This is a genomic window from Erysipelatoclostridium sp. An173 (genome assembly GCF_963931465.1).
In the GTDB taxonomy this organism is placed as follows: domain Bacteria; phylum Bacillota_I; class Bacilli_A; order Erysipelotrichales; family Coprobacillaceae; genus Thomasclavelia; species Thomasclavelia merdavium.
On sequence record NZ_OZ007017.1, the window covers coordinates 179559 to 203706 of the forward strand.

A 24148-nucleotide genomic window follows, 5' to 3' on the forward strand; every position below is an offset into this window, starting at 1 on the left:
GCGTAGATTATGAACATTATTTTAATGGGACCTCCTGGTGCAGGAAAAGGGACTCAAGCGGCAAATTTAGTTAAAGAATATGGATTAACACATATTTCAACTGGAGATATATTTAGAAAAGCACTTAAAGAACAAACGAAATATGGTGTGATTGCTAAATATTTTATGCAATTTGGGCATCTAGTTCCTGATGATTATACTATTCAAATGGTTAGGGAATATTTACAAGAAAATGAATTTCCAAATGGATTCATCCTTGATGGATTCCCACGTACTATTATTCAAGCTCGTGAATTAGAAAGTATTGCTAAAGAATTTGAATTTACAATCGATGCTGTAATTAATTTAGAAATTGAACTTGATCGTTTAATTCCAAGACTTTCTGGAAGAAGAACTTGTAAAGAATGTGGTGCAAGTTATCATATTGAATATAACCCACCTAAACAAGAAGGTATTTGTGATAATTGTGGTGGTGAATTATATCAACGTCCTGATGAAAGCGAAGAAGCTGTTAAAGTCAGACTTGATACTTATGAAAAACAAACTAGTCCATTAATTGATTATTATACAATGAAAGGACAAATCACTAATATTAACGGTGATCAATCTATGGAAGACGTCTTTAAGGATATCAAAGCTAGCCTGGAGGCCAAATAATGATTGTTACTAAAGATCATCGAGAAATTGAACTGATGAAAGAAGCAGGAAGAATTGTTGCGTTAGTACATCAAAAATTAAAAGAAGTGATTGTACCTGGTATTACTACTAAAGAGATTGATGAAATCTGTGAAAAAGTAATTCGTGAAAATAATGCAACTCCTTCATTTCTGCATCTTTATGGATTTCCTAATAGTGTTTGCACTTCAATTAATGAAGTAGTTGTACATGGAATTCCAAGTGATCGTGTTTTAAAAGATGGCGATATTATTTCAGTTGATGTAGGGGCTTGCTTTAAAGGATATCATGGTGATAGTGCGTGGACCTACGCAGTAGGTCAAATTAGTGATGAAGCTAAACATTTAATGGAAGTATGTGAAGCTTCATTATATGAAGGACTAAAACAAGTTAAACCAGGTAATCGTTTATCAGACATTTCTCACGCTATACAAGTATATTTAGAAGATCATGGCTGTTCAACACCACGTGATTATACAGGACATGGAATTGGAACAGCAGTTCACGAAGATCCAAGTGTACCAAATTATGGTAAGCCAGGACGTGGACCTAGACTTAAAGCTGGTATGGCACTTGCAATTGAACCAATGGCACATCTTGGTGGATGTGAAACAGAGGTAATGCAAGATGAATGGACAGTTGTAACAAAAGACCGCTCATTAGCGGCTCATTATGAACATACTATTGTCATAACTGACGATGGTTATGAAATCTTGACAAAACTTTAATTAAAGGGAGTTGAAATCAATGGCAAAGAAAGATGATGTTCTTGAAGTAGAAGCAACGGTACTTGAAACATTACCAAACGCGATGTTTAAAGTAGCGTTAGAAAATGGAGTAGAAATCCTTGCTCACGTTTCTGGTAAAATCCGTATGCATTACATTCGCATTTTACCGGGGGACAGGGTTACGGTTGAAATTTCTCCATATGATTTAACACGTGGGCGAATTACATTTAGACATAAATAAAACTTAAATCTTCCCAAAGGAGGTAAACAAGATGAAAGTTAGAGCATCTGTAAAACCAATCTGTGATAAATGCAGAGTAATTAAAAGAAAAGGGCGCGTAATGGTTATTTGCGAAAACCCTAAACATAAACAAAGACAAGGTTAATTAGGAGGAAATTATATGGCTCGTATTGCTGGTGTTGATATCCCTCGTGATAAACGAGTGGTTATCTCATTGACTTATATCTATGGTATCGGTAAACCAACAGCTCAAAAAATCTTAAAAAATGTTGGAATTAGTGAAGATGTCAGAGTTAAAGATTTAACAGAAGATGAAATCGGTAAAATCAGAAAAGAAATCGAATCAATCAAAGTTGAAGGTGATCTTCGTCGTGAAGTAGCTTTAAACATTAAACGTTTAATGGAAATCGGAAGCTACAGAGGAATCCGTCATCGTAGAGGACTTCCTGTTCGTGGTCAAAAAACTAAAACAAATGCTCGTACTCGTAAGGGAAAAGCAAAACCAATCGCAGGAAAGAAAAAATAAAATAGGAGGTTGAATTAAGATGGCAAAAGTTAGACAAACACGTGGTAAAAGACGTGTAAAAAAGAATATTGCAAAAGGTGTAGCACATGTTCATTCAACTTTCAATAACACTATCGTGACTATTACTGATGAACATGGTAATGTAATTACATGGTCTAGTGCTGGAGCTTTAGGTTTCAAAGGTTCTCGTAAATCTACTCCATTTGCAGCACAAATGGCTTCAGAAGCTGCTGCTAAAGCATCAATGGATCATGGTATGAAATCTGTAGATGTTAACGTTAAAGGTCCAGGACCAGGACGTGAAGCTGCAGTTAGAGCTTTACAAGCTGCGGGATTAGAAGTAACTTCTATTACTGACGTTACCCCAATTCCACATAACGGGTGCCGTCCACCAAAACGTCCACGCGGATAATTATTGCATGATCTAATATAGTAATTCCTAGTGAGGAGGAAAATAAATGCAAAAGTTTGAAAAAGCAAATTTTAATATAGCTAATTATGATGAAACAGATAATTATGGTAAGTTTGTCATCGAACCTTTAGAAAGAGGGTTCGGGACAACTTTAGGTAACTCTTTAAGACGTGTTCTTTTATCATCATTACCTGGTTCGGCAATTTATGCAATTAAAGTACAAGGTGCAATTCATGAATTTTCGGCAGTTGATGGTGTTGTAGAAGACGTTACCTCAATTATCTTACGTCTAAAAAAGCTTGTATTTGATGTGGATAGTGATGAATCAGCAACAATGATCATTGATGTTGAAGGACCTGCTACTGTAACAGGTGCTGACATCCAATGTCCTTCTGAAGTAACAATGATTTCTAATGATATGGTAATCGCTCATGTTGCTCAAGGGGCACACTTATATATGGAATTATATGCTAAAAAAGACCGTGGTTATGTAAGTGCTGATCAAAATAAACAAGAAATTAATACAATTGGTATTATTCCAACTGATTCTATTTATTCGCCAATTGAAAGAGTATCTTATGCAGTTGAACCAACTCGTGTTGGTGAAAGTGCAAAATATGATCAATTAACTTTAGAAATTGAAACCAATGGGGCTTTAAAGCCTTATGAAGCTATCTCACTAGCTGCAAAGATTTTGGTGGAACATTTAAATATGTTTGTTGAATTGACTGATATGGCTGTTAACATGGAAGTTATGTCTGAAGCTCAAAGCGATACAACAAATAAAGTTTTAGATATGACAATCGAAGAACTTGATTTATCAGTTCGTTCATATAATTGTTTAAAAAGAGCAGGTATTCAAACTGTTCAAGATCTTGCCGCTAAGTCTGAAGATGATATGATCAAAGTAAGAAACTTAGGTAAGAAATCTTTAAAAGAAGTTAAAGAAAAATTAGTTGAATTAGGGTTAGGGTTTAAACCTATCGATTAATTCGCAATTACTAAGGAAGGAGCGCTAATCTCATGGCTAGAAATAGAAAATTAGGACGTACTTCTGATATTAGAAAATCAATGTTACGTTCTCTTGCAACAGAAGTAATTATGTACGGACAATTAGAAACTACAGTAACAAGAGCAAAAGAAGTTCGTTCAGTAGTTGAAGAATTAATTACTTTAGGTAAACGTGGTGACTTACACGCTAGACGTCAAGCTGCTGCTGTATTACATAATGTAGTTGACGCTGAAACAGGAAAAACAGCTGTACAAAAATTATTTGATGAAGTTGCCCCTAAATATAGCGATGTAAATGGTGGATACACTCGTATCTTAAAAACTTACAATCGTAAAGGTGATAATGCCCCAATGGCAATCATTACTTTAATTTAATAATAAAAGACCTTCGGGTCTTTTTATTTTACTTGACTAAGTTAACTAATAATAATAGAATGTAAAAAACATGTAATCAAGGTGGTGGACGAATGGAAAAAATCATTGAAATAAAAGATTTGTTTTTTGAATACGATGAAGGTTTAAAAACAATAGATCATATTTCTTTTGATATAAAAAAAGGTGACTATGTAGCAATATTAGGGCATAATGGTAGTGGAAAAAGTACAATTGCTAAATTATTGATTGGATTATTAGAAAAAAAAGGTGGCACAATTATTGTTAATGGTATTGAATTAACTCTAGAAAACCTATATAAAGTTCGTGATAATATCGGAATAGTTTTTCAAAATCCAGATAATCAATTTATAGGTGCGACAGTTAGAGATGATATTGCGTTTGGTTTAGAAAATAATTGTGTTCCTCAAGAAGAAATGGATGAAATAATTAATAATTATGCAGCCAAAGTTAAAATGCTTGATTTTTTAGATCATGAACCAACAAAATTATCTGGTGGTCAAAAACAGCGAGTTGCAATTGCCGGAATTCTAGCTATGGCGCCTAGTATAATTATTCTTGACGAAGCCACAAGTATGCTTGATCCTATGGGGCGTCGTGAAATCAATAGTCTAGTTAAAGAATTAAATCAAGAAAAAGACATTACTATTATCTCAATTACTCATGATATTGAAGAAGCTAAAAATGCAGATCAAGTAATTATATTAAATGATGGTAAAATAGTTGCTCAAGGTGAACCTGATAAAATACTTAAAGATGAGACTTCCTTGATTAAATCAGAATTAGATATTCCTTTTGCTTTAAAAGTAGCTAAAGGATTAGAAAAGATAAATATTAAAACAAGTATGTCGTTAAAAAAGGAGGTATTGATTAACGAATTATGTCAGTTACATTCAAAGAAGTAGAACATATTTATAGTCCCAATACCCCTTTTTCTTATCATGCTTTAAAGGGTGTAAATTTGGATATTAAGGATCAAAGTTTTACTGCTATTATTGGTCAAACTGGAAGCGGTAAGAGTACTTTGATACAACATATCAATGCTTTATTGTTACCTACTAATGGTAGCATTAACGTAGAAGAATATTTAATTACTGCTACTCAAAAACCTAGCAAATTAAAACCACTTAGAAAAAAAGCTGGTTTAGTTTTTCAATTCCCTGAGTATCAGTTATTTGAAGAAACAATTGAAAAAGATATTATGTTTGGGCCATTAAATTTTGGTGTTGACGAAAATGAAGCTAAACGAATTGCTAGCCAGGTATTAAACACGGTTGGTTTAGATGATAGTTATTTATCAAAGTCACCATTTGATTTATCTGGAGGGCAAAAAAGAAGAGTAGCTATAGCAGGGATCTTAGCCATGGATCCAGATATTTTAATTCTTGATGAGCCAACAGCTGGATTGGATCCACAAGGTACTAATGAAATGATGAGCTTATTTAAAAAGATTAATGATATGGGTAAAACAATAATTTTAGTAACTCATGATATGAATCACGTATTACAATATTGTGATGAAGTAGTAGTTATGAATCATGGTAAGGTTGAAAAACATGATACAGTGACTAACGTATTTAAAGATAGTGAATATTTAAATGGATTAGGAATCGATTTACCAATTATTACTGATTTTATTATTAAATTGAATCAAGGTGGTTTTAATATTGATACTTCAATTAATAATATTGAAGATTTAGTTGCGGCAATAGGTGGTGAGCTTAATGGATAGTATGACTTTTGGAAAATATATCCCAGTAAATTCACTTATCCATTGCCTTGATCCTCGTTTAAAAATAGGAGCATTATTAATATTTTTAATTGCTGTCTTTTTTGATGCTGGTTTTATTGGTTATGGTATTTTAGCTGTATTCGTTTTACTTGTAGCAATGTTATCAAATATTGCTATTAAACATATTTTAAAAGCAATTAAGCCGATGTTGTTTATGATGTTGTTTTTAATGGTGTTTAATATCTTTTTAGTTAATACTGGAGAAATAGTTTTAACAATAGGTTCATTTAATATTTACTCAGGAGCTTTAATCCAATCAGCTTATATATTTATAAGATTGATTTTAATTATTACGCTTACAACTATTTTAACTTCTTCAACTAAGCCTTTAGATTTAACATTGGGAATAGAAAGTATGTTATTACCATTTAAACGCTTTGGTTTTCCAGCTCATGAACTTGCAATGATGATATCTATTGCTTTGCGTTTCATTCCCGATTTACTAGATGAAGCTAAAAGAATTATGAAAGCTCAGGCTAGTCGTGGAGTTGATTTTAATGAAGGAACAATGAAAGAAAAGATTAAAGCAATTGTTTCTTTAATTATTCCATTATTTATCTCTGCATTTCAACGCGCTGAAGATTTAGCTAATGCTATGGAAAGTCGTAATTATAATCCAGAAGCACCACGAACTCGCTATAAGTCTTTAAAATGGCAAACTAGTGATACAGTTGCTTTTGTTTTAACTATTGCTGTTTCTGGTTTTGTAATTGCAATGAGTTTTGTTTTATAATGGTACGAGTTAAAGCGACTGTTACTTATGATGGTAGTAAATTTCATGGTTTTCAGGTTCAAAATAATTTAAGAACTGTTCAAGGTGAAATTCAAAAAGCGTTGAAAAATATTTGTAAAGAGAAAATAATTATTCATGGTTCTGGTAGAACTGATGCTAAGGTTCATGGTGTTAAGCAGGTTTTTCATTTCGATACAACAAGCAATTTACCAGAAAAGCAATGGAAAAGAGCTATTAATCATTTTTTACCAAACGATATCTATATTACTGATACTGAATTTGTTTCAGAGGATTTTCATAGTAGATATAGTGCTGTAAAAAAAGAATATCATTATTTATTAAGTACTAATGAGTATAATCCATTTGAAACAAATTATATTTACCAGTATGGACGTCCTTTAGATATTGAATTGATGCAGCAAGCGGCAAAAATCTTTATTGGTGAACATGATTTTGCTTCATTTTGTAGTTATGACCAGTATGGTAATACAATTAGAACTATTTATAAAATTGATATTACTAATGAAAATGGTATCGTTAAATTTATATTAACCGGTAATGGTTTTAGACGTTATATGGTTCGCCATATTGTTGGTGGGTTAATTCAAGTTGGAACTAAAAGAATCGATCAAGCCCGATTACAAGAGCTATTAGATAGTAAAGGTGAAAAAAAATGTTTATTTAAAGCTAAACCACAAGGTCTATATTTGTACGAGGTATCTTACGATGAAGACTAATTATCATACACATACTTTTCGATGTGGTCATGCTATTGGTGATGAAGAAGAGATGGTCATTTCAGCCCTTAATGAAGGGATTGAAGTTTTAGGCTTTAGTGAACATGTACCTTTACCACATTACCGAAAACATTTATTAAAGGGGATTCCTTATACAATTGGTAATTTTCATTCTTTTGGATCAGCTTGTCTATCAATTTTAAAAAATGGACCAGCAATGCGATTACCATATTCAAAAAAAGATATTCATATTGAAAAAGTTAAAGAGTTAAAGGAAAAATATAAAGATCAAATTACTATTTATCAAGGTTTTGAAGCTGAGTATTTTGAAGAATATTTAGATTATTATCAAGAGCTATTAGATAGTGGTGAAATTGATTATTTAATACTAGGAAATCATTTTGATAAATATTCGGTAGCAACTAAATATTATGGTAAACCGGCGATTAGTGATAAGGAAATAATTTCATATAAAGATAATGTTTTAAAGGCCTTGGATACTGATTTGTTTACATATATTGCTCATCCCGATTTATTTATGATCGGAAAAATCTATTTTGATGAGTTTTGTGAAAATATTACCCGGGAAATTTGTCAAAAAGCCTTGGAAAAAGATGTTCCATTAGAGATAAATGCTGGTGGAATTCGGCGCGGTTATCGTCGTGTTAACGATGAGTTACTATATCCTTACCCTAATTCACATTTTTTTGATATTGTAAGTGAGATGGATTGTAAAGTGATTATAGGTATCGATGGACATAGTCCTGATCATTTTAATCAAGATGATTTTGAAGCATTAGAAAGATTTGCCTGGCGACATAATTTAAATGTTATTGAACAGCCAGTATTTAAAAAAGGGAAGATTAAGTAATAAGTATCTAAGCGAGAATTGGATACTTTTTTTTGTGTATTGGTTTTAAAGTTAGTCAAGACGTGGTAAAATATATTGAAAGTAAAGATAAAATAGGAGGTGAATTCATGGCGCGTGAATGTATTCATAAGTATTTAGAAGAACATCAAAGTAATTATCAGGGTAAATACCGTTGTCATAGTTGTGTTCAAACTAAAAAATTTGAGCATAAGTTTCACTATTATATTCGTGATATTCAATTTCGTGAAATTAATGTTTTTGTAACAGTCGATTATTCTGGTGATGAGGTAAAAACAACTTTTTCTGTAGATTTACACGAACAGGAACAAGAATATATTACTAAAGATGCTTTAAAGCAGATTTTATATTTTAATAAATATAAAACAATTTTACATTGTCATGTATTCCAACATTATATTAATAGTAAAAATACTAATAGCATGTTAGAACCATTAGATTATCGAAATATTCTTGATTACTTAGAATATCATCGAGGTACTAACCAGGAAACTGTTGATGAGTTTTATGAATTTTTCATGCCATACTTAGATCGGTTATTAAGTAATGGTAATTATAAAAAATATATGGATTCAGTCAGTTTATTGTTGGATAAAATACTTTATGAATATGAATGGGATGGGATGACAGCTAAGTATTTAGACACCCAATACCAATATCATTTATATTATTTTAGATTGATTATTAAAGATGTATTTAAACATTTAGATGGTTTTTATAACACAGTTAAAGAGCCGTTATTAGATGCAATATGGCGTTTGTGTAATTCACAACGATTTGCTTTTGCAATCATGACCGATTTTGGTAATCTGGTTCTTTCTCATTATCGAATTACAAAAGCAATTTTTAATTATATCGATAATCGAATTCATGAAGAAGGGAAAACAAGTAATATTGTTATTCCATATCTAAAAGCTATTTTTGAAAATGATATTGAAGGTTATCAAAATGCGTCCATGGATGTAATTCGTTTTGTAATGAATGATATGCTTACTTTTGCTAATCATGATTTACAATTAGCAATAGGTAATTCAATTGTTCAAAGCGAAGGATATGATTTATTAATTAATTTATTTTCTAAAGATTATAATACATTCGTATTCGTATGTTTTCCAATATCAACTTTTCCACCAGAATATAAAGAAATTATTCGGGAAAATCTGGAAACTGCAATCCGTTTCTATGCTGGAAGAATGGAGCATGATGAATATCGATTAAGTTCTTTTGAACAAGTATGTAATATAAATAGATTATTAATGGAAAATTATAAGGAGTATGGAGGTAAACATGTATAAAAATCAAAAAAGAGTTGTTGCATCATTTGCATTAGTTGCTGGAATTGCCAGTAGTGTTAGTGCTGTAAATGCTTTTGCAAATAAGATGGTTAAAGCAATGGCTTATCGTCATCATAAAGAAGATGATAAACCAAGTATTTTAGAAACCAAATATGCAAGTAAAAATGTTTATTTAAAAAATCGCCAAGGAATACGATTAAGAGGAATTTTATTAGAAGAACCAAATGCTGAAGTTACCTTAATGATATTACATCCTTTTGCTTTGGAAGCTAAAGATATGACAATGTATGTTCCATATTTTAAAGAACGCTATCCAGATTGGAATATATTATTAGTCGATGCTTGTGGACATGGACAAAGTGATGGTTATATTCGTGGTTTTGGTATTAAAGATGTTCGTGATTTAGTTTGCTGGAATCGATTTATCTTAAAAACATTTGGGAAAGATCATAAAATTGTATTATATGGAAAAGAAACTGGTGCTAATACGATTTTAAAGGCTGCTAGTGAACATTCATTAAAAAATGTTAAAGCAATAATTAGCGATGGAGCTTATACAAGTGTTTATGATATTTTAGGATATCGCTTAATTAAAGACTATAAAGTTCCTAAATTTCCAACGGTTAATTTAATTAAACGTAAAATAAGAAAACAAATTAAGATTGATATTAAAGAAGATTACGTGGAATTAGTTAAACATAATGATATTCCAACATTATATATTCATATGAAAGATGATGATTTTGTACCATTAAAGATGGTATATCCTTTATATAATGCTAATCGTGGTAGTAAAGCATTATTTGTTTTAAAAGAAGAACGTTATTTATATGATTTAAAAGAAACTGATGAATTTAAAAGCACATTAGTTAATTTTATTACTAAATATGTAAAGTAATTAAAAGGAATTATCTTATGGATCTTTGATTTATAAGTATAATAAATAAAAAAAGGAGGAGAAAAAAAGATGTATTTTAAAGAAAGCAAAGGATTTCCAAAAGACTTTCTTTGGGGTAGTGCTTCAGCTGCTTATCAGGTAGAAGGTGGCTGGGATGCTGATGGTAAAGGTGTTTCTAACTGGGATAAATTTGTTAGAATTCCTGGAAAAACTTTTAAAGGAACTACTGGTGATAAAGCCGTAGACCATTATCATCGTTATAAAGAAGATGTTGCCTTAATGGCAGAATTAGGCTTAAAAACATATCGTTTTTCAATTGCCTGGACAAGAATCTATCCAAATGGAACAGGTGAAGTAAATGAAGCTGGATTACAATTCTATGATAATTTAATTAATGAATTATTAAAATATGGAATTGAACCAATGGTAACAGTATATCACTGGGATATGCCTCAAGCTTTAGAAGATCGATATCATGGCTGGGAAAATCGTCAAATCGTTGATGATTATGTAAATTATGCTAAGACTTTATTTAAAAGATATGGTGATCGTGTAAAATATTGGATTACAATGAATGAACAAAATATCTTTACCGGTCATGGATGGTTAGAAGGAATGCATCCACCAGGAAAAGTAGATGATATGCAAACATTCTGTCAGGTTAATCATCATGCTAATATGGCACATGCAAAAAGTGTAATTGCTTTAAAAGAAATGTGGCCAGATGCAAAAGTAGGAGCAAGTTTTGCTTACAGCCCAAGTTATGCTATTGACAATAAACCAGAAAACGCTATGGCTAAGGCTGACTATGATGACTTAAAAAATTATTTCTGGATGGACGTATATGCTTATGGACGTTATCCACGAGCTGCCTTAACTTATTTACAGTCACAAGGTATTACAATTAAAATGGAACCTGAAGATCAAGCTATTTTAAAAGAAGCAGCTCAATTAATTGATTTTATGGGTGTTAACTATTATCAAACTACTACAGTTGAATTCAATGATATTGATGGTGTTGGAACAACTCATGAAATGAATAACACTGGTAAAAAAGGTACTGCAACAGTGCAAGGAGTACCTGGATTATATAAAAATCCACCTAATGCTAATTTACCAACTACAGACTGGGATTGGACAATTGATCCAATGGGTCTTAGAATGTGCTGTCGTGAAATTACATCAAGATATGATTTACCAATCGTAATTAGTGAAAACGGATTAGGAGCTTTTGATAAATTGGAAGATGGTAAGGTTCATGATCCATATCGTATTGATTACTTACGTGAACATATTAAGGAACTTAAAAAAGCCTGTGATGATGGTTGTCGAGTATTAGCTTATTGTACATGGTCATATACAGATTTATTAAGCTGGTTAAATGGTTATCAAAAACGCTATGGATTTGTATATGTTGATAGAGAAGAAGACGAAAATAGCGGTACATTAAATCGATATAAAAAAGATTCATATTACTGGTATCAAAAGGTAATTGAAACTAACGGTGAAGAACTATAAAAGGAATAGCTAAGCTATTCCTTTTATGTTTAATCAGATAAATCTTCTCCATTAGAAGCGATAACTTTTTTATACCAATAGAAAGAATCTTTACGATAACGATCTAAAGTTTTTAAATCAAATTCATCACGGTCAACATAAATGAATCCGTAACGTTTAACCATACCTTCATGAGTAGAAATTAAGTCAATTGCAGACCAAGGGCAATATCCCATCATTTCAACACCATCTGTAATAGCTAACTTGATTTGTTCAATATGTTTTCTTAAATATTCAATACGGTATTGATCATGTACTTTACCGTCTTCAGTTAGCTTATCATAAGCTCCAAGACCATTTTCAGTAACAATCATTGGTAAACGATAACGAGAATACATTTCTCTCATAGTTGCTCTAAATCCCATTGGATCAATTTCCCATCCAAAATCAGTATGTGGTAAATTTTCATTAGCAGCACCTAGATAAACACCTGGTTCCATTCTTGTTTTTTGTTGATCATGTCCAAATGTTTCTTCAATATTTTCAGGACACCATTTTACTGTAGCAGTTGAATAGTAGTTGAAACCAATGAAATCAGGATGACCATTAGCTAAAATTTCCATGTCACCTTCTTCAATAACTGGTGTAGCATTACGTTCTTCCATAAATGCCCATGCAAGATTATTGTATTTTCCATATACAGCCATATCTAAGTATAACCAGTTTCTAATTGCATTTAGATTTTGAGCAGCTAATTGATCTTCTGGTTTACAAGAAGCTGGATAAGCTAAAGAAATATTTGGAGCTGGTCCGATTTTACCACCAGGTACCATTTCATGGCATAAAGCCATTGCTTTAGCTTGAGCTACTAACATGTGGTGATTTTGTTGATATAGGCTTTTATATTTATCTGGTCCTGTTAATTTAGTTGTTCCGATAATATCACCAGATAAAATTAAGACGTTTTGTTCATTGATAGTTAACCAGTATTTTACACGGTCACCAAAGTTTTCAAACATAACTTTAGCAAAGTTGACAAACCAGTCAATTGATTCTCTTTTTTCCCAACCTCCTCTTTCTTCTAATGCTTGAGGTAAGTCAAAGTGGAACATAGTAACTAATGGTTCAATGTTATATTTTAAACATTCATTAATTACATTATTATAGAATTCAATTCCTTTAGGATTTACTTCACCAGTTCCATTTGGTAAAATTCTTGACCATGAAATAGAAAAACGATAAGTTTTAAATCCCATTTCAGCCATTAAAGCAATATCTTCTTTATAGCGATGGTAATGATCAGCACATACTGTTAAATCTGAAGTTCCTTCTGGGATTACTTTAACATCTTGTACTGATGGTCCTTTACCATCTTCTAAGTTAGCTCCTTCTACTTGATAAGCAGATGTAGAAGCACCCCATAAAAAATCTTTAGGGAATGGTTTTAAATTTTTATGTAACATATTTTGTATCTCCTCCATAAGCGATATTATAATCGAAATTAAAAAAAGTAATGGACTTTTCCAGAGAATGAAAAAGAAAATAAAAAGTGCTTTTATAAGCACTTTAGATAACTTGAAATTGTTTCCAGGTTCCTTTTACATATCTAACCATGATAAAGATAGCTTTAATTGCCCAATCGCCAACCATAGCTAAAGTAATACCAATAACTCCTAAATTTAAAGTAATACCAAATAAATATGATAAAATAACGCGGCAAACAACAGTACAGAAAATAGATGTGTACATTGTATATTTAACATCACCACAAGCTCGTAATCCATTAGAAAGAGCAGAAGAAATTGGACATAAGATAGCATTAAAGACATTATGGATCAAACATAAAATAATTACTAACTGAATTGTTTCATTTGGTAAATCATAAAGTATTAAAATAAGTGGTGTAATTGCAAAGAAGACAGCATTCCAGATAGTTCCGCCAATTAAAGTTATTTTAAGTAATTTTTGCATATAATAATTGGCAGCTTCAATATCTTTAGCTCCCATACATTGTCCAATTACAGTAATAAAGGCCGGCCCCATAGCAAGTGAAAATAAGGCAGCCATTGACCAGAAACTTTGAGCAACACCATTAGCAGCAATCTGGCTAGTACCAAATAAAGCAACAATACTGCTTAATACAACTTTAGATATTTGAAACAAACCATTTTCAATACTATTTGGAATAGCAATATTTAATATCCGTTTGATCATAGACTTAGACCATTTAAGAATATCGCTAAGACGAATATATAAAACATTTTTTTTACTAGAAATCAAAATAAGTAAAACTATAGCTGCTACGGTTCTAGAAATAAGTGATGGATAAGCAACTCCGGCAACTCCAGCATGTAAAACAAAAATTCCAATAGCATTACCAGCAACATTAATAATATTCATTAAAAAAGATACATAAACAACTATATTAGCCTTAGACATACTTCTAAATAACCCAGCGCAGCTATTATATATAGCTAATGCTGGAAATGAAAAAGCAGAAATAATTAAATATGTAAGACAGGCACTCATAACATCACTTTCAACATCACCAAATAATAATGTTAATAGTTGTTCTCTTAAAAGGATGGCAAATAACATTAAGAAAACTGAAATTACAGTAGTAATCATTACTAATTGGCTTGCAGCAAGGTTACCATTTTTTTGATCTTTGTTACCAATATATTGACTAGCAACAACGGCACCGCCTGATGCTAAAGCATTAAAAATATAAAGAAAAACGTTATTAAGCTGATTGACTAAACTAACGCCGGAAACAGCTGCCTCGCCAGCATAACTAACCATTAGAGTGTCGGCAATTCCTACAAGTAGTACTAATAATTGTTCAATAATTAAAGGAATAATTAAATTTTTTAAATTCTTGTTAGTAAATATTTGTCTTTGTTTAGATATTTGTATTTTTGGCTCGATTATATTGATCATTAAATTCCTCCTTTAGTGTAAATTTATCATACATCTTAAAGTAAACTATAAGTCAAGGATAAAAAAAGAGATGATACAAATCATCTCTTAATAATTAATCTGATAAATCTTCTCCATTAGAAGCAATAACTTTTTTATACCAGTAGAAAGAATCTTTACGATAACGATCTAAAGTTTTTAAATCAAATTCATCACGGTCAACATAAATGAATCCATAACGTTTAACCATACCTTCATGAGTAGAAATTAAGTCGATTGCAGACCAAGGGCAATATCCCATCATTTCAACCCCATCAGAAATGGCAAGTTTAATTTGTTCAATATGATCACGTAAATATTTAATACGATATTGGTCATGAACTTTACCATCTTCAGTTAACTTATCATAAGCTCCAAGACCATTTTCAGTAACGATCATTGGTAAACGATAACGAGAATACATTTCTCTCATAGTTGCTCTAAATCCCATAGGGTCAATTTCCCAACCAAATTCAGTTGTTGGTAAATATGGGTTTTTATAACCACGATAGAAACCAGCTTCACCACGTGCAGTTTGTTGGTCAGCACCTGGATCAATTTCTTCAGTTCCATCACTAGCTTCACAAGTTGCAGTATTATAATAGTTAAATCCAATAAAATCAGGATGTCCATTAGCTAATGCTTCCGCATCACCAGGAGCAAAAGCAGGACAAGCATCATGTTCTTCTAAATAAGCCCATACTAAGTTATTATATTTACCATATACAGCCATGTCTAAGTATAACCAGTTTCTAATAGCGTTATAGTTTTGAGCGGCTAAAATATCTTCAGGTTTACAAGATGCAGGATATACTAGTGAAATATTTGGAGCTGGACCAATTTTAGCTCCAGGAAGCATTTCATGACATAATGCCATTGCTTTAGCTTGAGCTACTAACATATGATGGTTTTGTTGATAAACTTCTTTAGTAACATTTGTACATCCCTCAGGAATTGAAAGAGTACCAATTACTGGACCAACTAATGTTAACATATTTTGTTCATTGATAGTTAACCAGTATTTTACACGGTCACCAAAGTTTTCAAACATAACTTTAGCAAAGTTGACAAACCAGTCAACTGATTCTGGATTAGACCAGCTTCCTCTTTCATCTAATGCAGCAGGCATATCGAAGTGGAACATAGTTACTAATGGCTCGATGTTATATTTTAAACATTCATTAATAACATTATTATAGTATTCGATACCTTTTGGATTAACTTCTCCAGTACCTTGAGGTAAGATTCTTGTCCAGGCAATTGAAAAACGATAAGTTTTAAATCCCATTTCAGCCATTAAAGCAATATCTTCTTTATAACGATGATAATGATCAGCACATACTGTTAAATCTGAAGTTCCTTCAGGTACTTTTTTAACATCTTGGCATGATGGCCCTTTACCATCTTCTAAGTTAGCTCCTTCTACTTGGTAAGCTGATGTAGAAGCACCCCATAAAAAATCTTTAGGGAATGGTTTTAATTTTTTGTGTAACATCTTTTTTATTTTCCTCCTCATTATTTATGTCATATAAATTAATTATACTTTAAACTAAAAATAATTGAAACCGTTTTACAAAATATGAAAACTAAGACTTTAATAAGATAGCTTACCAATTTAGACAAATTATGTACTCATCAATCTGTATACTATTTAAAGCATAAACTATTTATCTTTACATATATATAAATAGTTAATGTGTTTAGGTACAAAGGAGGACATAAAATGCATTTAAAACCATTATTTCTACTATTATCAATAGATTTAGGTTTATTAGCATTAACAATAACAATTAGATTTTTTATTTATCCAATTTATTGCTGGAGTAAAGTTAAAATAAAGGAAAAGAAAAATCATGAAATAGAAAAGACTATTGAAATAAAAAAAGAAGAATTACAAGTATCTAAACAACATAAATTAATTCTAAAAAAATGAAGGGAGTTATTTGAATGTGTAATTTACAGGTTAAAAAGCAGTATTTTGATAAAATCTGTAATGGTAGTATAAAACACTTAATTGTTTGTAAAGAAGAAGGTATCCAAGTAGGCGATTGTATTTCTTTGTGGACTCATGATCATCATCGTTGTGTTGTAAAAGTTGAATATATTGATTGCGAAGGGTCACAGTTAGCTGAGGATTATTGTATTGTAAAAGTTGAAAAAGTATAAAAAGCCCTTATTGAAGGGCTTCCCATTGTTCTAATAAATCATTTAACTGGTTTTCTAGATCAGTTATTTGATCACTAATCTGATTATATTTTTGATAATCGTTAACAACTTCGTCGCTATGTAATTCATTAGTAAGATCATTGATTTGTTGTTCTAAAGTAGAAATTTGATTTTCTACTTTTTTTATTTTATTTTGCTGTTTACGATACATAGCATTTTGCTGTTTCATATTGAGATAATCAGTATTTTCTTTTTTTACTGGTTTTATGGCTATTTTATGACTGATATATAAATCATAATTACCATCATAACTAATTGCTTTATTATTAGTAAGTTCAATAACCCTAGTAGCTACTTTATTTATAAAATAGCGGTCATGGCTAATAAAGAAGATTGTTCCTTCAAATTGATTTAAAGCATCTTCAAGTACCTCTTTTGAAGCAATATCTAGATGGTTGGTTGGTTCATCGAGAATTAAAAAGTTTGCTTGTTTCAATAAAATGCTAGTTAAAACAACACGGCTTTTTTCACCACCTGATAATAAAGATATTTCTTTAAAAACATCTTCACCTTTAAAATTAAATAACGCTAAACTGTTTCTAATTTCAGTGTTGGTCATATTTGGGAAATTATCACTAATTTCATCAAAAATAGTTTTATTTAAAGATAAGGTACTATGTTCTTGATCATAATAAGCTACATCTACTTTACTACCAAATTTAATTTTTCCCTGGTAGGGGATAATTTGATTTAATATTGTTTTAAATAATGTTGTTTTTCCAATCCCGTTATCACCAACTAAGGCTACTCGTTCTTGTTTTTTGATATCAATATTGATGTTTTGAAATAATGGTTCTTCAAATCTTACTGCTAAATCTTCTATTTTCAAGACATCAAAACCAGATTCACGTTTAGGTTTAAAATTAATAGTAATTGTATCTGGTAAGTTTTCTGGTTTTTCAATTAATTCCATCTTAGCTAATTGTTTTTCTTTAGATTCAGCTCGTTTAACTTGTTTTTCACGATTATATGATTTTAAAGTATCAATACTTTCTTGAATCCGTTTGATTTCTCGCTGTTGATTAATATAGTGTTTTAAATCAATAGCTCGTTGTTGTTTTTTTAATGATGAATATTCATCATATTTACATTTATATGTTTTTGCTTTACCATTTTCAATTTCAACGATTTTGTTAGAAATCTGATCAATAAAATAACGGTCGTGACTAACAACGACAATTGCATTAGGATAACTTTTTAAATAGTTTTCTAAAAAAGTAATTGCACTATTATCTAAATGGTTAGTTGGTTCATCTAATAATAACAGCTTTGGCTCTTGTAACAATATTTTCGCTAAAGCTAGTCGCGTTTTTTGACCACCAGATAGTATTTTAACTGGATCATCAAATTCATCTTCACTAAATCCTAATCCTTTTAAAACACCAGTGACCTTACTTGGATAACTATAACCGTTTTGATCATTAAATTGTTGCATTAAACGGTCATATTCTTCTAAAATCTGTTTACTGTGGTTATCAGCCATTATTGCTTCTAACTCTCTTAATCGCTCTTCAATTACCATTAAAGGTTTAAAAACATCCAAAGCACTTTGATAAACAGTACTGTTGATATCTAAATCATGCTGTTGTTTTAAATACCCTAAAGTTAAATCTTTGTTACTAAAAAGATTACCGCCATCATATTCTTCTTCACCAGCTATTATTTTTAAAATAGTAGTTTTACCAGCGCCATTGACCCCAATAATAGCAATTTTATCATGATTATCAACTTTAAATGTAATATCTTTTAATAATGGTATTCCTTGAAAAGATTTTTTTATATTCGAACATTCTATCAACATATTTATCACCGCTAGTAATTCTAACATATTTTAATAATTATTTATAGTCAACATCACTAGCTAAATCATTAGATTTAATAAGATCTTCTAAAGTATATGTTTCTAAATAATCATTAATAAGTTTATTTAATCCTTCATAAAAAGAAATTGTAGGACAAGATTTAAAGCGAGGACATTTATTTACTGGATCTTCTAAGCATGTAACACAGGCAATCGGTCCTTCAAGAACAGTTAAAATATCTTTTGCAGTGTACTCACTAGGCTTTTTAGTAAGTGAATAACCCCCATGAGAACCACGAGTACTTTTAATTAATTTATGTTTAGTTAGTGGTTTTACAATCTGTTCCAAATATTTAATGGAAATATCCTGTCTTTTAGAAATATCTTTTAAAGAAATGTTTCCTTCATCTTGATGAATTGCCAGATCAATCATTAAACGTAAAGCATAGCGACCCCTAGTTGAAATTTTCATGCTTAATCACCTCAAATTCAATATATCATGATTATTATCATTTGTCATGACTGCTTTTAGATTTATAAAAATTAAGAAATAAATGTTTTAAAAAAGTGTCTTTTATAATTGTATTATAGCCATTATGTAAATAATAAATATATGATTAATTATTATTAAAATATCTTCTTTTAAAATTTTGTTTTAAGGGTTGTAATAAATATTGTTTTTTTGTATAATTGTATGCAACATTGAATGATTGGGGGTATAATCGTTATGGGTATGAATTTAGCATACAAAATTTTAAGCAGTAAACTTAAAGACGGAAAATTAGTTCCCGGAGAACAAATTGGAATTCAAATAGATCAAACATTGACTCAAGACTCGACTGGGACAATGGCATATTTACAATTAGAAGCGATGAATATTAAGCATGTTGCAGTTGAAAAAGCAGTGGCTTATATTGATCATAATATGTTACAAACTGGATTTGAAAATATGGATGATCATGAGTTTATTCGTAGTGTAGCCAAAAAACATGGAATCACTTTTTCAAAACCAGGTAATGGTGTATGCCATCAATTACAGTTAGAAAATTTCGCAAAACCAGGTAAGACATTAGTTGGTTCTGATTCACATACACCAACTTGTGGTGCCATGGCAATGATTGCCATTGGTGCAGGTGGTCTAGATGTTGCAGTGGCAATGGCAACTGGAAAATATTATTTACAATGTCCAAGTGTGGTTAAGGTTAACTTAACCGGTACTAAAACACCATGGGTTAGTGCTAAAGATATTATCTTATATATATTAAAGCAGTTAACAGTTAAAGGTGGGGTCAATAAAATTATTGAATATACAGGTGATGGAATTGCATCTCTTTCTTTAACCGATCGAGCTACTATTTGTAATATGGGGGCAGAACTTGGAGCAACTACTTCAATTTTCCCAACCGATGAGCGAACTAAAGAATATTTGATTCAACAAGGTAGAGAAGAAGATTATATTGAAATGAAAGCTGATGAAGATGCAACATATGATCAAGAATTAACAGTTGATTTAAGTACATTAGTGCCAATGACTGCTAAGCCACATAGTCCTGATGCGGTAGTACCAGTTCAAGAATTAGAAGGAATGAAAATTAATCAGGTTGTAATTGGAAGCTGTACTAATTCATCATTTGCCGATATGATGAAAGCGGCTAAGATTTTAAAAGGTCATAAAGTAGCTGATCATGTGTCGTTAGTTATTGCACCAGGATCTAGTTCAATTTTAGCAATGTTATCAAAAAATGGTGCTTTAGCTGATATGATTCAAGCTGGTGCTAGAATTTTAGAATGTGGTTGTGGTCCTTGTATTGGTATGGGACAAGCACCACTTTCAAAAGGGGTTTCTTTAAGAACGATTAATCGTAACTTTAAAGGACGTTCTGGTACTAATGATGCTAGTGTTTATTTAGTATCACCAGAAATAGCTGCTTTAAGTGCTATTAAAGGATATTTATCACAAGAATTTGAAGATGATATGTATTTAGATGAAGTACCAAATACACCTTTTATTAAAAATCAGAATTTCTTTATTGACGAATATGATGAAAATAATGTAGTTTATATGGGGCCTAATATTAAGCCGGTTCCTCGTGGTGAAAAGATTAGCGATGAAATTAGTGGTAAAGTTGTATTAAAAGTCGGTGATAATATTTCTACTGATCATATTGTTCCTTCAGATAGTAAGTTGTTACCATATCGTTCAAATGTACCACATCTAGCTAAATATTCATTTAGTAAAGTAGATCCAGAATTTTATGATCGTGCTATAAAAAATAATGGTGGTTTTATTGTCGGTGGCGATAATTATGGTCAGGGAAGTTCTCGTGAACATGCAGCTTTAGTTCCTAATTATTTAAAAATAAAAGCTATTTTTGCAGTATCATTTGCACGTATCCATCGCTCTAATTTAATAAATAATGGTATTTTACCATTAGTAATTGAAGCTAAGGATCAAGATTTCTTTAATGATCACGATACTTATAAAATTGTTAATATTAAAGAAGTTGTAGCTAATAATGGTTTTGTTAAAGTAATTAATGAAAAAACTAATGATTATATTGAAGCCAAATTAACACTATCACCTCGTGAAAAGGTAATGATTAATTATGGTGGGTTATTAAATGCAATTAAAGAATTGGGTGGTGATTTTTAATGAAGGCAGTTTTAATTCCTGGTGATGGAATTGGTAAAGAGATTTCTAAAAGTGTTGTTGATGTAAGTAAAGCGATGAATTTAGATATCGAATGGTTAGAATACCAGGCTGGTGCTGAATATGCTGCTAAAACTAAAGAGGTTTTTGAACCCGGTTTAGTTGATGCCATTAAAAAATATAAATGGGCTTTAAAAGGACCTACTGCAACACCGATAGGAACGGGATTTAGAAGTGTAAATGTTGCTTTAAGACAACAGTTTGCAACTTATGCAAATGTTAGACCAATCAAATCTTTTAAAGGAATTGATTCACGTTATGAAAATATTGATTTAGTAATCATTCGTGAAAATACAGAAGATTTATATAAAGGGATTGAATATATGATTAATCCTGATATGGCCAACGGTGTTAAGTTAATTACTCGCGGTGCTAGTGAAAAAATATGCCGTTATGCTTTTGAGTATGCTAAAAATAATGGACGAAAAAAAGTCACTGCAATTCATAAAGCTAATATTATGAAATATACTGATGGATTATTTTTAGAAGCTTTTAGAGATGTAGCTAAAGATTATCCAGAAATTGAAACCCAAGAAGTGATAGTCGATAATATGTGTATGCAATTAGTTATTCGTCCAGAAACGTTTGATGTATTAGTAGCACCAAATTTATATGGTGATATCGTATCTGATTTATGTGCAGGATTAGTAGGTGGATTAGGTTTTGCTCCTAGTGGTAATATTGGTGATGAGTATCAAATCTATGAAGCGGTTCATGGTAGTGCGCCTGATATTGCTGGTAAAGGAATTGCCAATCCAAGTGCTTTATTATTAGCTTTTGCATTAATGCTTGAAGCGTTAGGGAAATTAGAAGAGGCAAATAAATTGCGGGATGCTTTAGCTGCAGTTGTTGCTGATAAGAAAGTAATTACTCCTGATATTGGCGGTAAGGCAACAACAGAGCAATTTACAGCAGCAATAATTGAAAAGTTGAGGTAAGTTATGGCAAAGAATATCTTAGAAAATACGGGACATGGTTCGTTAGGGAATAAGATTTTTAATGTTTTAAGAGATAAAATATTAAATGAAGAATATGTTAAAGGACAAAAGTTAAATGAGGTAGCATTAGCTAAACAGTTAAATATTTCCAGAACACCAATTAGAGAGGCTTTAAAACAATTAGAGTTAGAAGGGTTAGTAAAAAGTATTCCTAATAAAGGTGTTTATGTACTAGGGTTTTCACATCGAGATATTGATGATATGTTAGAAATTCGATATGCCTTAGAAGGTTTAGCTATACAATTAGCAATTGAAAGAATAAATGATGAGCAGTTAGAAAAGATCAAAGAAGTTTATGATTTAATGGAATTTTATGCTGGTAAAAATGATCAGGAAAAATTCAATGAACTTAATATTGCTTTTCATGAAGCAATCTACTGCTGTACACAATCGAAATACTTTGAACAATTACTATCAGATATAAATTATTATATTCATGTAACTTCAAGACATTCGATCAAACAGCCTGATCGTTTAATTTCAGCAGCTCAGGAACATCGCGAAATTTATGAAGCAATTGTTGCTCGTGATAAAGAATTAGCTAAAGAAAAGATTCAAAAGCATATTCGTAAAACTCAAATGTTAGTACGAACTTATTATGAAAATAAAGCTAAGGAAGAAAATGCAAGTGAAGAATAAGTAAGACGATAAGGTCTTACTTATTTTTATAATAAAAAGTGGTATGAGCTGACCCATAGGGTCGAGTTCACTACCACTCTTTAATAATTCCTTTAATTAATGTTGCAAAGTTTTTTTCTGATTTTTCGGCAATTTCAATTACTTCATCATGACTTAGTTCTTGGCTTGATAATCCTGCAGCTTTATTAGTGATTAATGAGATGCCTAAAGTTTTCATATTACAATGACGGGCTACAATAGCTTCAGGAATTGTTGACATTCCTACAGCATCAGCACCTAAAACTTTTAAAGCTCTAATTTCAGCTGGTGTTTCATACATTGGCCCTTGGCAATAAGCATAAACACCATCTTTTAAAATAATATCATTTTCATCAGCTACTTTATGAGCAAGTTCACCAATTTCTTCATTATAAGCTTCACACATATCAGGGAAGCGAGGACCAAATTCGTCTAAATTAGGACCTCTTAATGGACTATCCATAAATAGACTAATATGATCTTTAATCAACATTAATTGACCAGGATTTAAGTCTTCACGAATACCGCCACATGCATTTGTTAAGATTAAATTTTCAATACCTAATCTTTTAAAGACTCTAATTGGTAAAGTGACAATTTGCATATCATTTCCTTCATAATAATGGAAGCGGCCTTTCATGGCTATGACAGTTTTACCTTCTAATGAACCAATAACTAATTTACCAATATGGCCTTTTAAATTAGTTAAAGGAAAGTGGGGGATATCGCGGTAATCCAATTCAATTGGGTTTTTGATTTCATCAACTAGATGCCCTAAACCAGAGCCTAAAATAATCGCAAGATCAATTTTACCATGATATTGCGACTTGATGTAATCAGTAGCTTCATTGATTTTAATGTGCATACATTATACCTCCTGCTTTCAATTATAGCATAAACTTATTAAATGTATTATAATGAAAGTACAAAAAACTAAAGATTATTGGTTTTTAAAATAATAATGGCTTTAA

Annotated in this window: 27 protein-coding genes; 21 read left to right on the forward strand and 6 right to left on the reverse strand. The window is 31.1% G+C overall.

What is annotated here, in order from left to right:
* The first annotated feature begins 9 nt into the window (after positions 1-9).
* From ABGT36_RS00875 to ABGT36_RS00950, 16 genes are all read left to right on the forward strand, one after another.
* Positions 10-657 carry an adenylate kinase gene (locus ABGT36_RS00875; protein WP_087374111.1) on the forward strand — a complete coding sequence of 216 codons (648 nt, stop codon included), beginning with the start codon at positions 10-12 and terminating at the stop codon, positions 655-657.
* Positions 657-1403, forward strand: a complete 747-nt coding sequence (gene map / locus ABGT36_RS00880) for a type I methionyl aminopeptidase (protein ID WP_087298739.1) — start codon at positions 657-659, stop codon at positions 1401-1403. Before ABGT36_RS00875 ends, map begins: the two co-directional genes overlap by 1 nt.
* Positions 1404-1422: 19 nt before the next feature.
* Positions 1423-1644: a translation initiation factor IF-1 gene (gene infA, locus ABGT36_RS00885; protein ID WP_003536851.1), complete on the forward strand. Its 222-nt coding sequence runs from the start codon at positions 1423-1425 to the stop codon at positions 1642-1644.
* Positions 1645-1675: 31 nt separating this feature from the next.
* Positions 1676-1789 (forward strand): 50S ribosomal protein L36, encoded by a 114-nt coding sequence (gene rpmJ / locus ABGT36_RS00890; RefSeq protein ID WP_004801833.1) that lies wholly within the window; start codon positions 1676-1678, stop codon positions 1787-1789.
* Between the two features lie 15 nt (positions 1790-1804).
* A complete protein-coding gene (gene rpsM, locus ABGT36_RS00895; protein ID WP_087298740.1) occupies positions 1805-2170 on the forward strand; it encodes a 30S ribosomal protein S13 in 366 nt (121 codons plus the stop codon).
* A gap of 19 nt (positions 2171-2189) precedes the next feature.
* Positions 2190-2582 carry a 30S ribosomal protein S11 gene (gene rpsK / locus ABGT36_RS00900; protein ID WP_087298741.1) on the forward strand — a complete coding sequence of 131 codons (393 nt, stop codon included), beginning with the start codon at positions 2190-2192 and terminating at the stop codon, positions 2580-2582.
* A 46-nt stretch (positions 2583-2628) separates the two neighbouring features.
* Positions 2629-3573 carry a DNA-directed RNA polymerase subunit alpha gene (locus ABGT36_RS00905; protein WP_087298742.1) on the forward strand — a complete coding sequence of 315 codons (945 nt, stop codon included), beginning with the start codon at positions 2629-2631 and terminating at the stop codon, positions 3571-3573.
* Between the two features lie 32 nt (positions 3574-3605).
* A complete protein-coding gene (gene rplQ / locus ABGT36_RS00910; RefSeq protein ID WP_087298743.1) occupies positions 3606-3968 on the forward strand; it encodes a 50S ribosomal protein L17 in 363 nt (120 codons plus the stop codon).
* Between the two features lie 92 nt (positions 3969-4060).
* Positions 4061-4891 (forward strand): energy-coupling factor transporter ATPase, encoded by an 831-nt coding sequence (locus tag ABGT36_RS00915; RefSeq protein ID WP_087374109.1) that lies wholly within the window; start codon positions 4061-4063, stop codon positions 4889-4891.
* Positions 4867-5718 (forward strand): energy-coupling factor transporter ATPase, encoded by an 852-nt coding sequence (locus tag ABGT36_RS00920; RefSeq protein WP_087298745.1) that lies wholly within the window; start codon positions 4867-4869, stop codon positions 5716-5718. The genes ABGT36_RS00915 and ABGT36_RS00920 overlap by 25 nt, the downstream gene beginning before the upstream one ends.
* A complete protein-coding gene (locus ABGT36_RS00925) occupies positions 5711-6511 on the forward strand; it encodes an energy-coupling factor transporter transmembrane component T (RefSeq protein WP_346676410.1) in 801 nt (266 codons plus the stop codon). Before ABGT36_RS00920 ends, ABGT36_RS00925 begins: the two co-directional genes overlap by 8 nt.
* Positions 6511-7248: a tRNA pseudouridine(38-40) synthase TruA gene (gene truA / locus ABGT36_RS00930; RefSeq protein ID WP_346676411.1), complete on the forward strand. Its 738-nt coding sequence runs from the start codon at positions 6511-6513 to the stop codon at positions 7246-7248. The genes ABGT36_RS00925 and truA overlap by 1 nt, the downstream gene beginning before the upstream one ends.
* Positions 7238-8119 carry a histidinol-phosphatase gene (locus tag ABGT36_RS00935; protein WP_346676412.1) on the forward strand — a complete coding sequence of 294 codons (882 nt, stop codon included), beginning with the start codon at positions 7238-7240 and terminating at the stop codon, positions 8117-8119. The genes truA and ABGT36_RS00935 overlap by 11 nt, the downstream gene beginning before the upstream one ends.
* Before the next feature lie 107 nt (positions 8120-8226).
* A complete protein-coding gene (locus tag ABGT36_RS00940) occupies positions 8227-9432 on the forward strand; it encodes a hypothetical protein (RefSeq protein WP_087298749.1) in 1206 nt (401 codons plus the stop codon).
* Positions 9425-10330: an alpha/beta hydrolase gene (locus ABGT36_RS00945; protein WP_087374105.1), complete on the forward strand. Its 906-nt coding sequence runs from the start codon at positions 9425-9427 to the stop codon at positions 10328-10330. The genes ABGT36_RS00940 and ABGT36_RS00945 overlap by 8 nt, the downstream gene beginning before the upstream one ends.
* 69 nt (positions 10331-10399) lie before the next feature.
* Positions 10400-11848, forward strand: coding sequence for a glycoside hydrolase family 1 protein (locus ABGT36_RS00950; protein WP_087298751.1), 1449 nt, complete (start codon positions 10400-10402; stop codon positions 11846-11848).
* A 29-nt stretch (positions 11849-11877) separates the two neighbouring features.
* On the opposite strand, the gene ABGT36_RS00955 is transcribed toward ABGT36_RS00950, so the two are convergent.
* The 3 genes from ABGT36_RS00955 to ABGT36_RS00965 form a co-directional block, all read right to left on the reverse strand.
* Positions 11878-13290 carry a glycoside hydrolase family 1 protein gene (locus ABGT36_RS00955; RefSeq protein ID WP_087298752.1) on the reverse strand — a complete coding sequence of 471 codons (1413 nt, stop codon included), beginning with the start codon at positions 13288-13290 and terminating at the stop codon, positions 11878-11880.
* Between the two features lie 103 nt (positions 13291-13393).
* A complete protein-coding gene (locus ABGT36_RS00960; protein ID WP_346676413.1) occupies positions 13394-14767 on the reverse strand; it encodes an MATE family efflux transporter in 1374 nt (457 codons plus the stop codon).
* A 94-nt stretch (positions 14768-14861) separates the two neighbouring features.
* Complete coding sequence (locus ABGT36_RS00965) at positions 14862-16280, reverse strand: glycoside hydrolase family 1 protein (RefSeq protein WP_346676414.1); 1419 nt, start codon at positions 16278-16280, stop codon at positions 14862-14864.
* A 228-nt stretch (positions 16281-16508) separates the two neighbouring features.
* Here ABGT36_RS00965 and ABGT36_RS00970 point away from each other — a divergent pair, with 228 nt between their 5' ends.
* A complete protein-coding gene (locus tag ABGT36_RS00970; RefSeq protein ID WP_087298754.1) occupies positions 16509-16718 on the forward strand; it encodes a hypothetical protein in 210 nt (69 codons plus the stop codon).
* Positions 16719-16732: 14 nt separating this feature from the next.
* A complete protein-coding gene (locus ABGT36_RS00975; protein ID WP_087374101.1) occupies positions 16733-16951 on the forward strand; it encodes a DUF3850 domain-containing protein in 219 nt (72 codons plus the stop codon).
* 7 nt (positions 16952-16958) lie between these two features.
* Here ABGT36_RS00975 and abc-f read toward each other — a convergent pair whose 3' ends face one another.
* Both abc-f and ABGT36_RS00985 read right to left on the reverse strand, forming a co-directional pair.
* A complete protein-coding gene (gene abc-f, locus ABGT36_RS00980; protein ID WP_087298756.1) occupies positions 16959-18812 on the reverse strand; it encodes a ribosomal protection-like ABC-F family protein in 1854 nt (617 codons plus the stop codon).
* Between the two features lie 37 nt (positions 18813-18849).
* Positions 18850-19284, reverse strand: coding sequence for an Rrf2 family transcriptional regulator (locus ABGT36_RS00985; protein ID WP_087298757.1), 435 nt, complete (start codon positions 19282-19284; stop codon positions 18850-18852).
* A 255-nt stretch (positions 19285-19539) separates the two neighbouring features.
* On the opposite strand from ABGT36_RS00985, the gene ABGT36_RS00990 reads away from it, so the two are divergent.
* The 3 genes from ABGT36_RS00990 to ABGT36_RS01000 are packed head-to-tail and all read left to right on the forward strand — an operon-like array spanning position 19540 to position 23159.
* The gene (locus ABGT36_RS00990; protein WP_346676415.1) at positions 19540-21465 is read left to right on the forward strand and encodes an aconitate hydratase; all 1926 of its coding nucleotides are present in this window, start codon (positions 19540-19542) and stop codon (positions 21463-21465) included.
* On the forward strand, positions 21465-22460 hold the full coding sequence (locus ABGT36_RS00995; RefSeq protein ID WP_296884527.1) for an isocitrate/isopropylmalate dehydrogenase family protein: 996 nt from the start codon (positions 21465-21467) through the stop codon (positions 22458-22460). The genes ABGT36_RS00990 and ABGT36_RS00995 overlap by 1 nt, the downstream gene beginning before the upstream one ends.
* A 3-nt stretch (positions 22461-22463) precedes the next feature.
* Positions 22464-23159: a GntR family transcriptional regulator gene (locus tag ABGT36_RS01000; RefSeq protein WP_087374093.1), complete on the forward strand. Its 696-nt coding sequence runs from the start codon at positions 22464-22466 to the stop codon at positions 23157-23159.
* A gap of 70 nt (positions 23160-23229) precedes the next feature.
* Here ABGT36_RS01000 and ABGT36_RS01005 read toward each other — a convergent pair whose 3' ends face one another.
* Entirely contained in the window at positions 23230-24042 is an 813-nt protein-coding gene (locus ABGT36_RS01005) for a purine-nucleoside phosphorylase (protein WP_087298761.1), read from the reverse strand.
* Positions 24043-24148 lie beyond the last annotated feature (106 nt).

Bases quoted from the DNA above. Each gene is read 5' to 3' on its own strand.
- ABGT36_RS00875 (WP_087374111.1), top strand. From the start codon at position 10: ATGAACATTATTTTAATGGGACCTCCTGGTGCAGGAAAAGGGACTCAA.
- map (WP_087298739.1), top strand. From the start codon at position 657: ATGATTGTTACTAAAGATCATCGAGAAATTGAACTGATGAAAGAAGCA.
- infA (WP_003536851.1), top strand. From the start codon at position 1,423: ATGGCAAAGAAAGATGATGTTCTTGAAGTAGAAGCAACGGTACTTGAA.
- rpmJ (WP_004801833.1), top strand. From the start codon at position 1,676: ATGAAAGTTAGAGCATCTGTAAAACCAATCTGTGATAAATGCAGAGTA.
- rpsM (WP_087298740.1), top strand. From the start codon at position 1,805: ATGGCTCGTATTGCTGGTGTTGATATCCCTCGTGATAAACGAGTGGTT.
- rpsK (WP_087298741.1), top strand. From the start codon at position 2,190: ATGGCAAAAGTTAGACAAACACGTGGTAAAAGACGTGTAAAAAAGAAT.
- ABGT36_RS00905 (WP_087298742.1), top strand. From the start codon at position 2,629: ATGCAAAAGTTTGAAAAAGCAAATTTTAATATAGCTAATTATGATGAA.
- rplQ (WP_087298743.1), top strand. From the start codon at position 3,606: ATGGCTAGAAATAGAAAATTAGGACGTACTTCTGATATTAGAAAATCA.
- ABGT36_RS00915 (WP_087374109.1), top strand. From the start codon at position 4,061: ATGGAAAAAATCATTGAAATAAAAGATTTGTTTTTTGAATACGATGAA.
- ABGT36_RS00920 (WP_087298745.1), top strand. From the start codon at position 4,867: ATGTCAGTTACATTCAAAGAAGTAGAACATATTTATAGTCCCAATACC.
- ABGT36_RS00925 (WP_346676410.1), top strand. From the start codon at position 5,711: ATGGATAGTATGACTTTTGGAAAATATATCCCAGTAAATTCACTTATC.
- truA (WP_346676411.1), top strand. From the start codon at position 6,511: ATGGTACGAGTTAAAGCGACTGTTACTTATGATGGTAGTAAATTTCAT.
- ABGT36_RS00935 (WP_346676412.1), top strand. From the start codon at position 7,238: ATGAAGACTAATTATCATACACATACTTTTCGATGTGGTCATGCTATT.
- ABGT36_RS00940 (WP_087298749.1), top strand. From the start codon at position 8,227: ATGGCGCGTGAATGTATTCATAAGTATTTAGAAGAACATCAAAGTAAT.
- ABGT36_RS00945 (WP_087374105.1), top strand. From the start codon at position 9,425: ATGTATAAAAATCAAAAAAGAGTTGTTGCATCATTTGCATTAGTTGCT.
- ABGT36_RS00950 (WP_087298751.1), top strand. From the start codon at position 10,400: ATGTATTTTAAAGAAAGCAAAGGATTTCCAAAAGACTTTCTTTGGGGT.
- ABGT36_RS00955 (WP_087298752.1), bottom strand. From the start codon at position 13,290: ATGTTACATAAAAATTTAAAACCATTCCCTAAAGATTTTTTATGGGGT.
- ABGT36_RS00960 (WP_346676413.1), bottom strand. From the start codon at position 14,767: ATGATCAATATAATCGAGCCAAAAATACAAATATCTAAACAAAGACAA.
- ABGT36_RS00965 (WP_346676414.1), bottom strand. From the start codon at position 16,280: ATGTTACACAAAAAATTAAAACCATTCCCTAAAGATTTTTTATGGGGT.
- ABGT36_RS00970 (WP_087298754.1), top strand. From the start codon at position 16,509: ATGCATTTAAAACCATTATTTCTACTATTATCAATAGATTTAGGTTTA.
- ABGT36_RS00975 (WP_087374101.1), top strand. From the start codon at position 16,733: ATGTGTAATTTACAGGTTAAAAAGCAGTATTTTGATAAAATCTGTAAT.
- abc-f (WP_087298756.1), bottom strand. From the start codon at position 18,812: ATGTTGATAGAATGTTCGAATATAAAAAAATCTTTTCAAGGAATACCA.
- ABGT36_RS00985 (WP_087298757.1), bottom strand. From the start codon at position 19,284: ATGAAAATTTCAACTAGGGGTCGCTATGCTTTACGTTTAATGATTGAT.
- ABGT36_RS00990 (WP_346676415.1), top strand. From the start codon at position 19,540: ATGGGTATGAATTTAGCATACAAAATTTTAAGCAGTAAACTTAAAGAC.
- ABGT36_RS00995 (WP_296884527.1), top strand. From the start codon at position 21,465: ATGAAGGCAGTTTTAATTCCTGGTGATGGAATTGGTAAAGAGATTTCT.
- ABGT36_RS01000 (WP_087374093.1), top strand. From the start codon at position 22,464: ATGGCAAAGAATATCTTAGAAAATACGGGACATGGTTCGTTAGGGAAT.
- ABGT36_RS01005 (WP_087298761.1), bottom strand. From the start codon at position 24,042: ATGCACATTAAAATCAATGAAGCTACTGATTACATCAAGTCGCAATAT.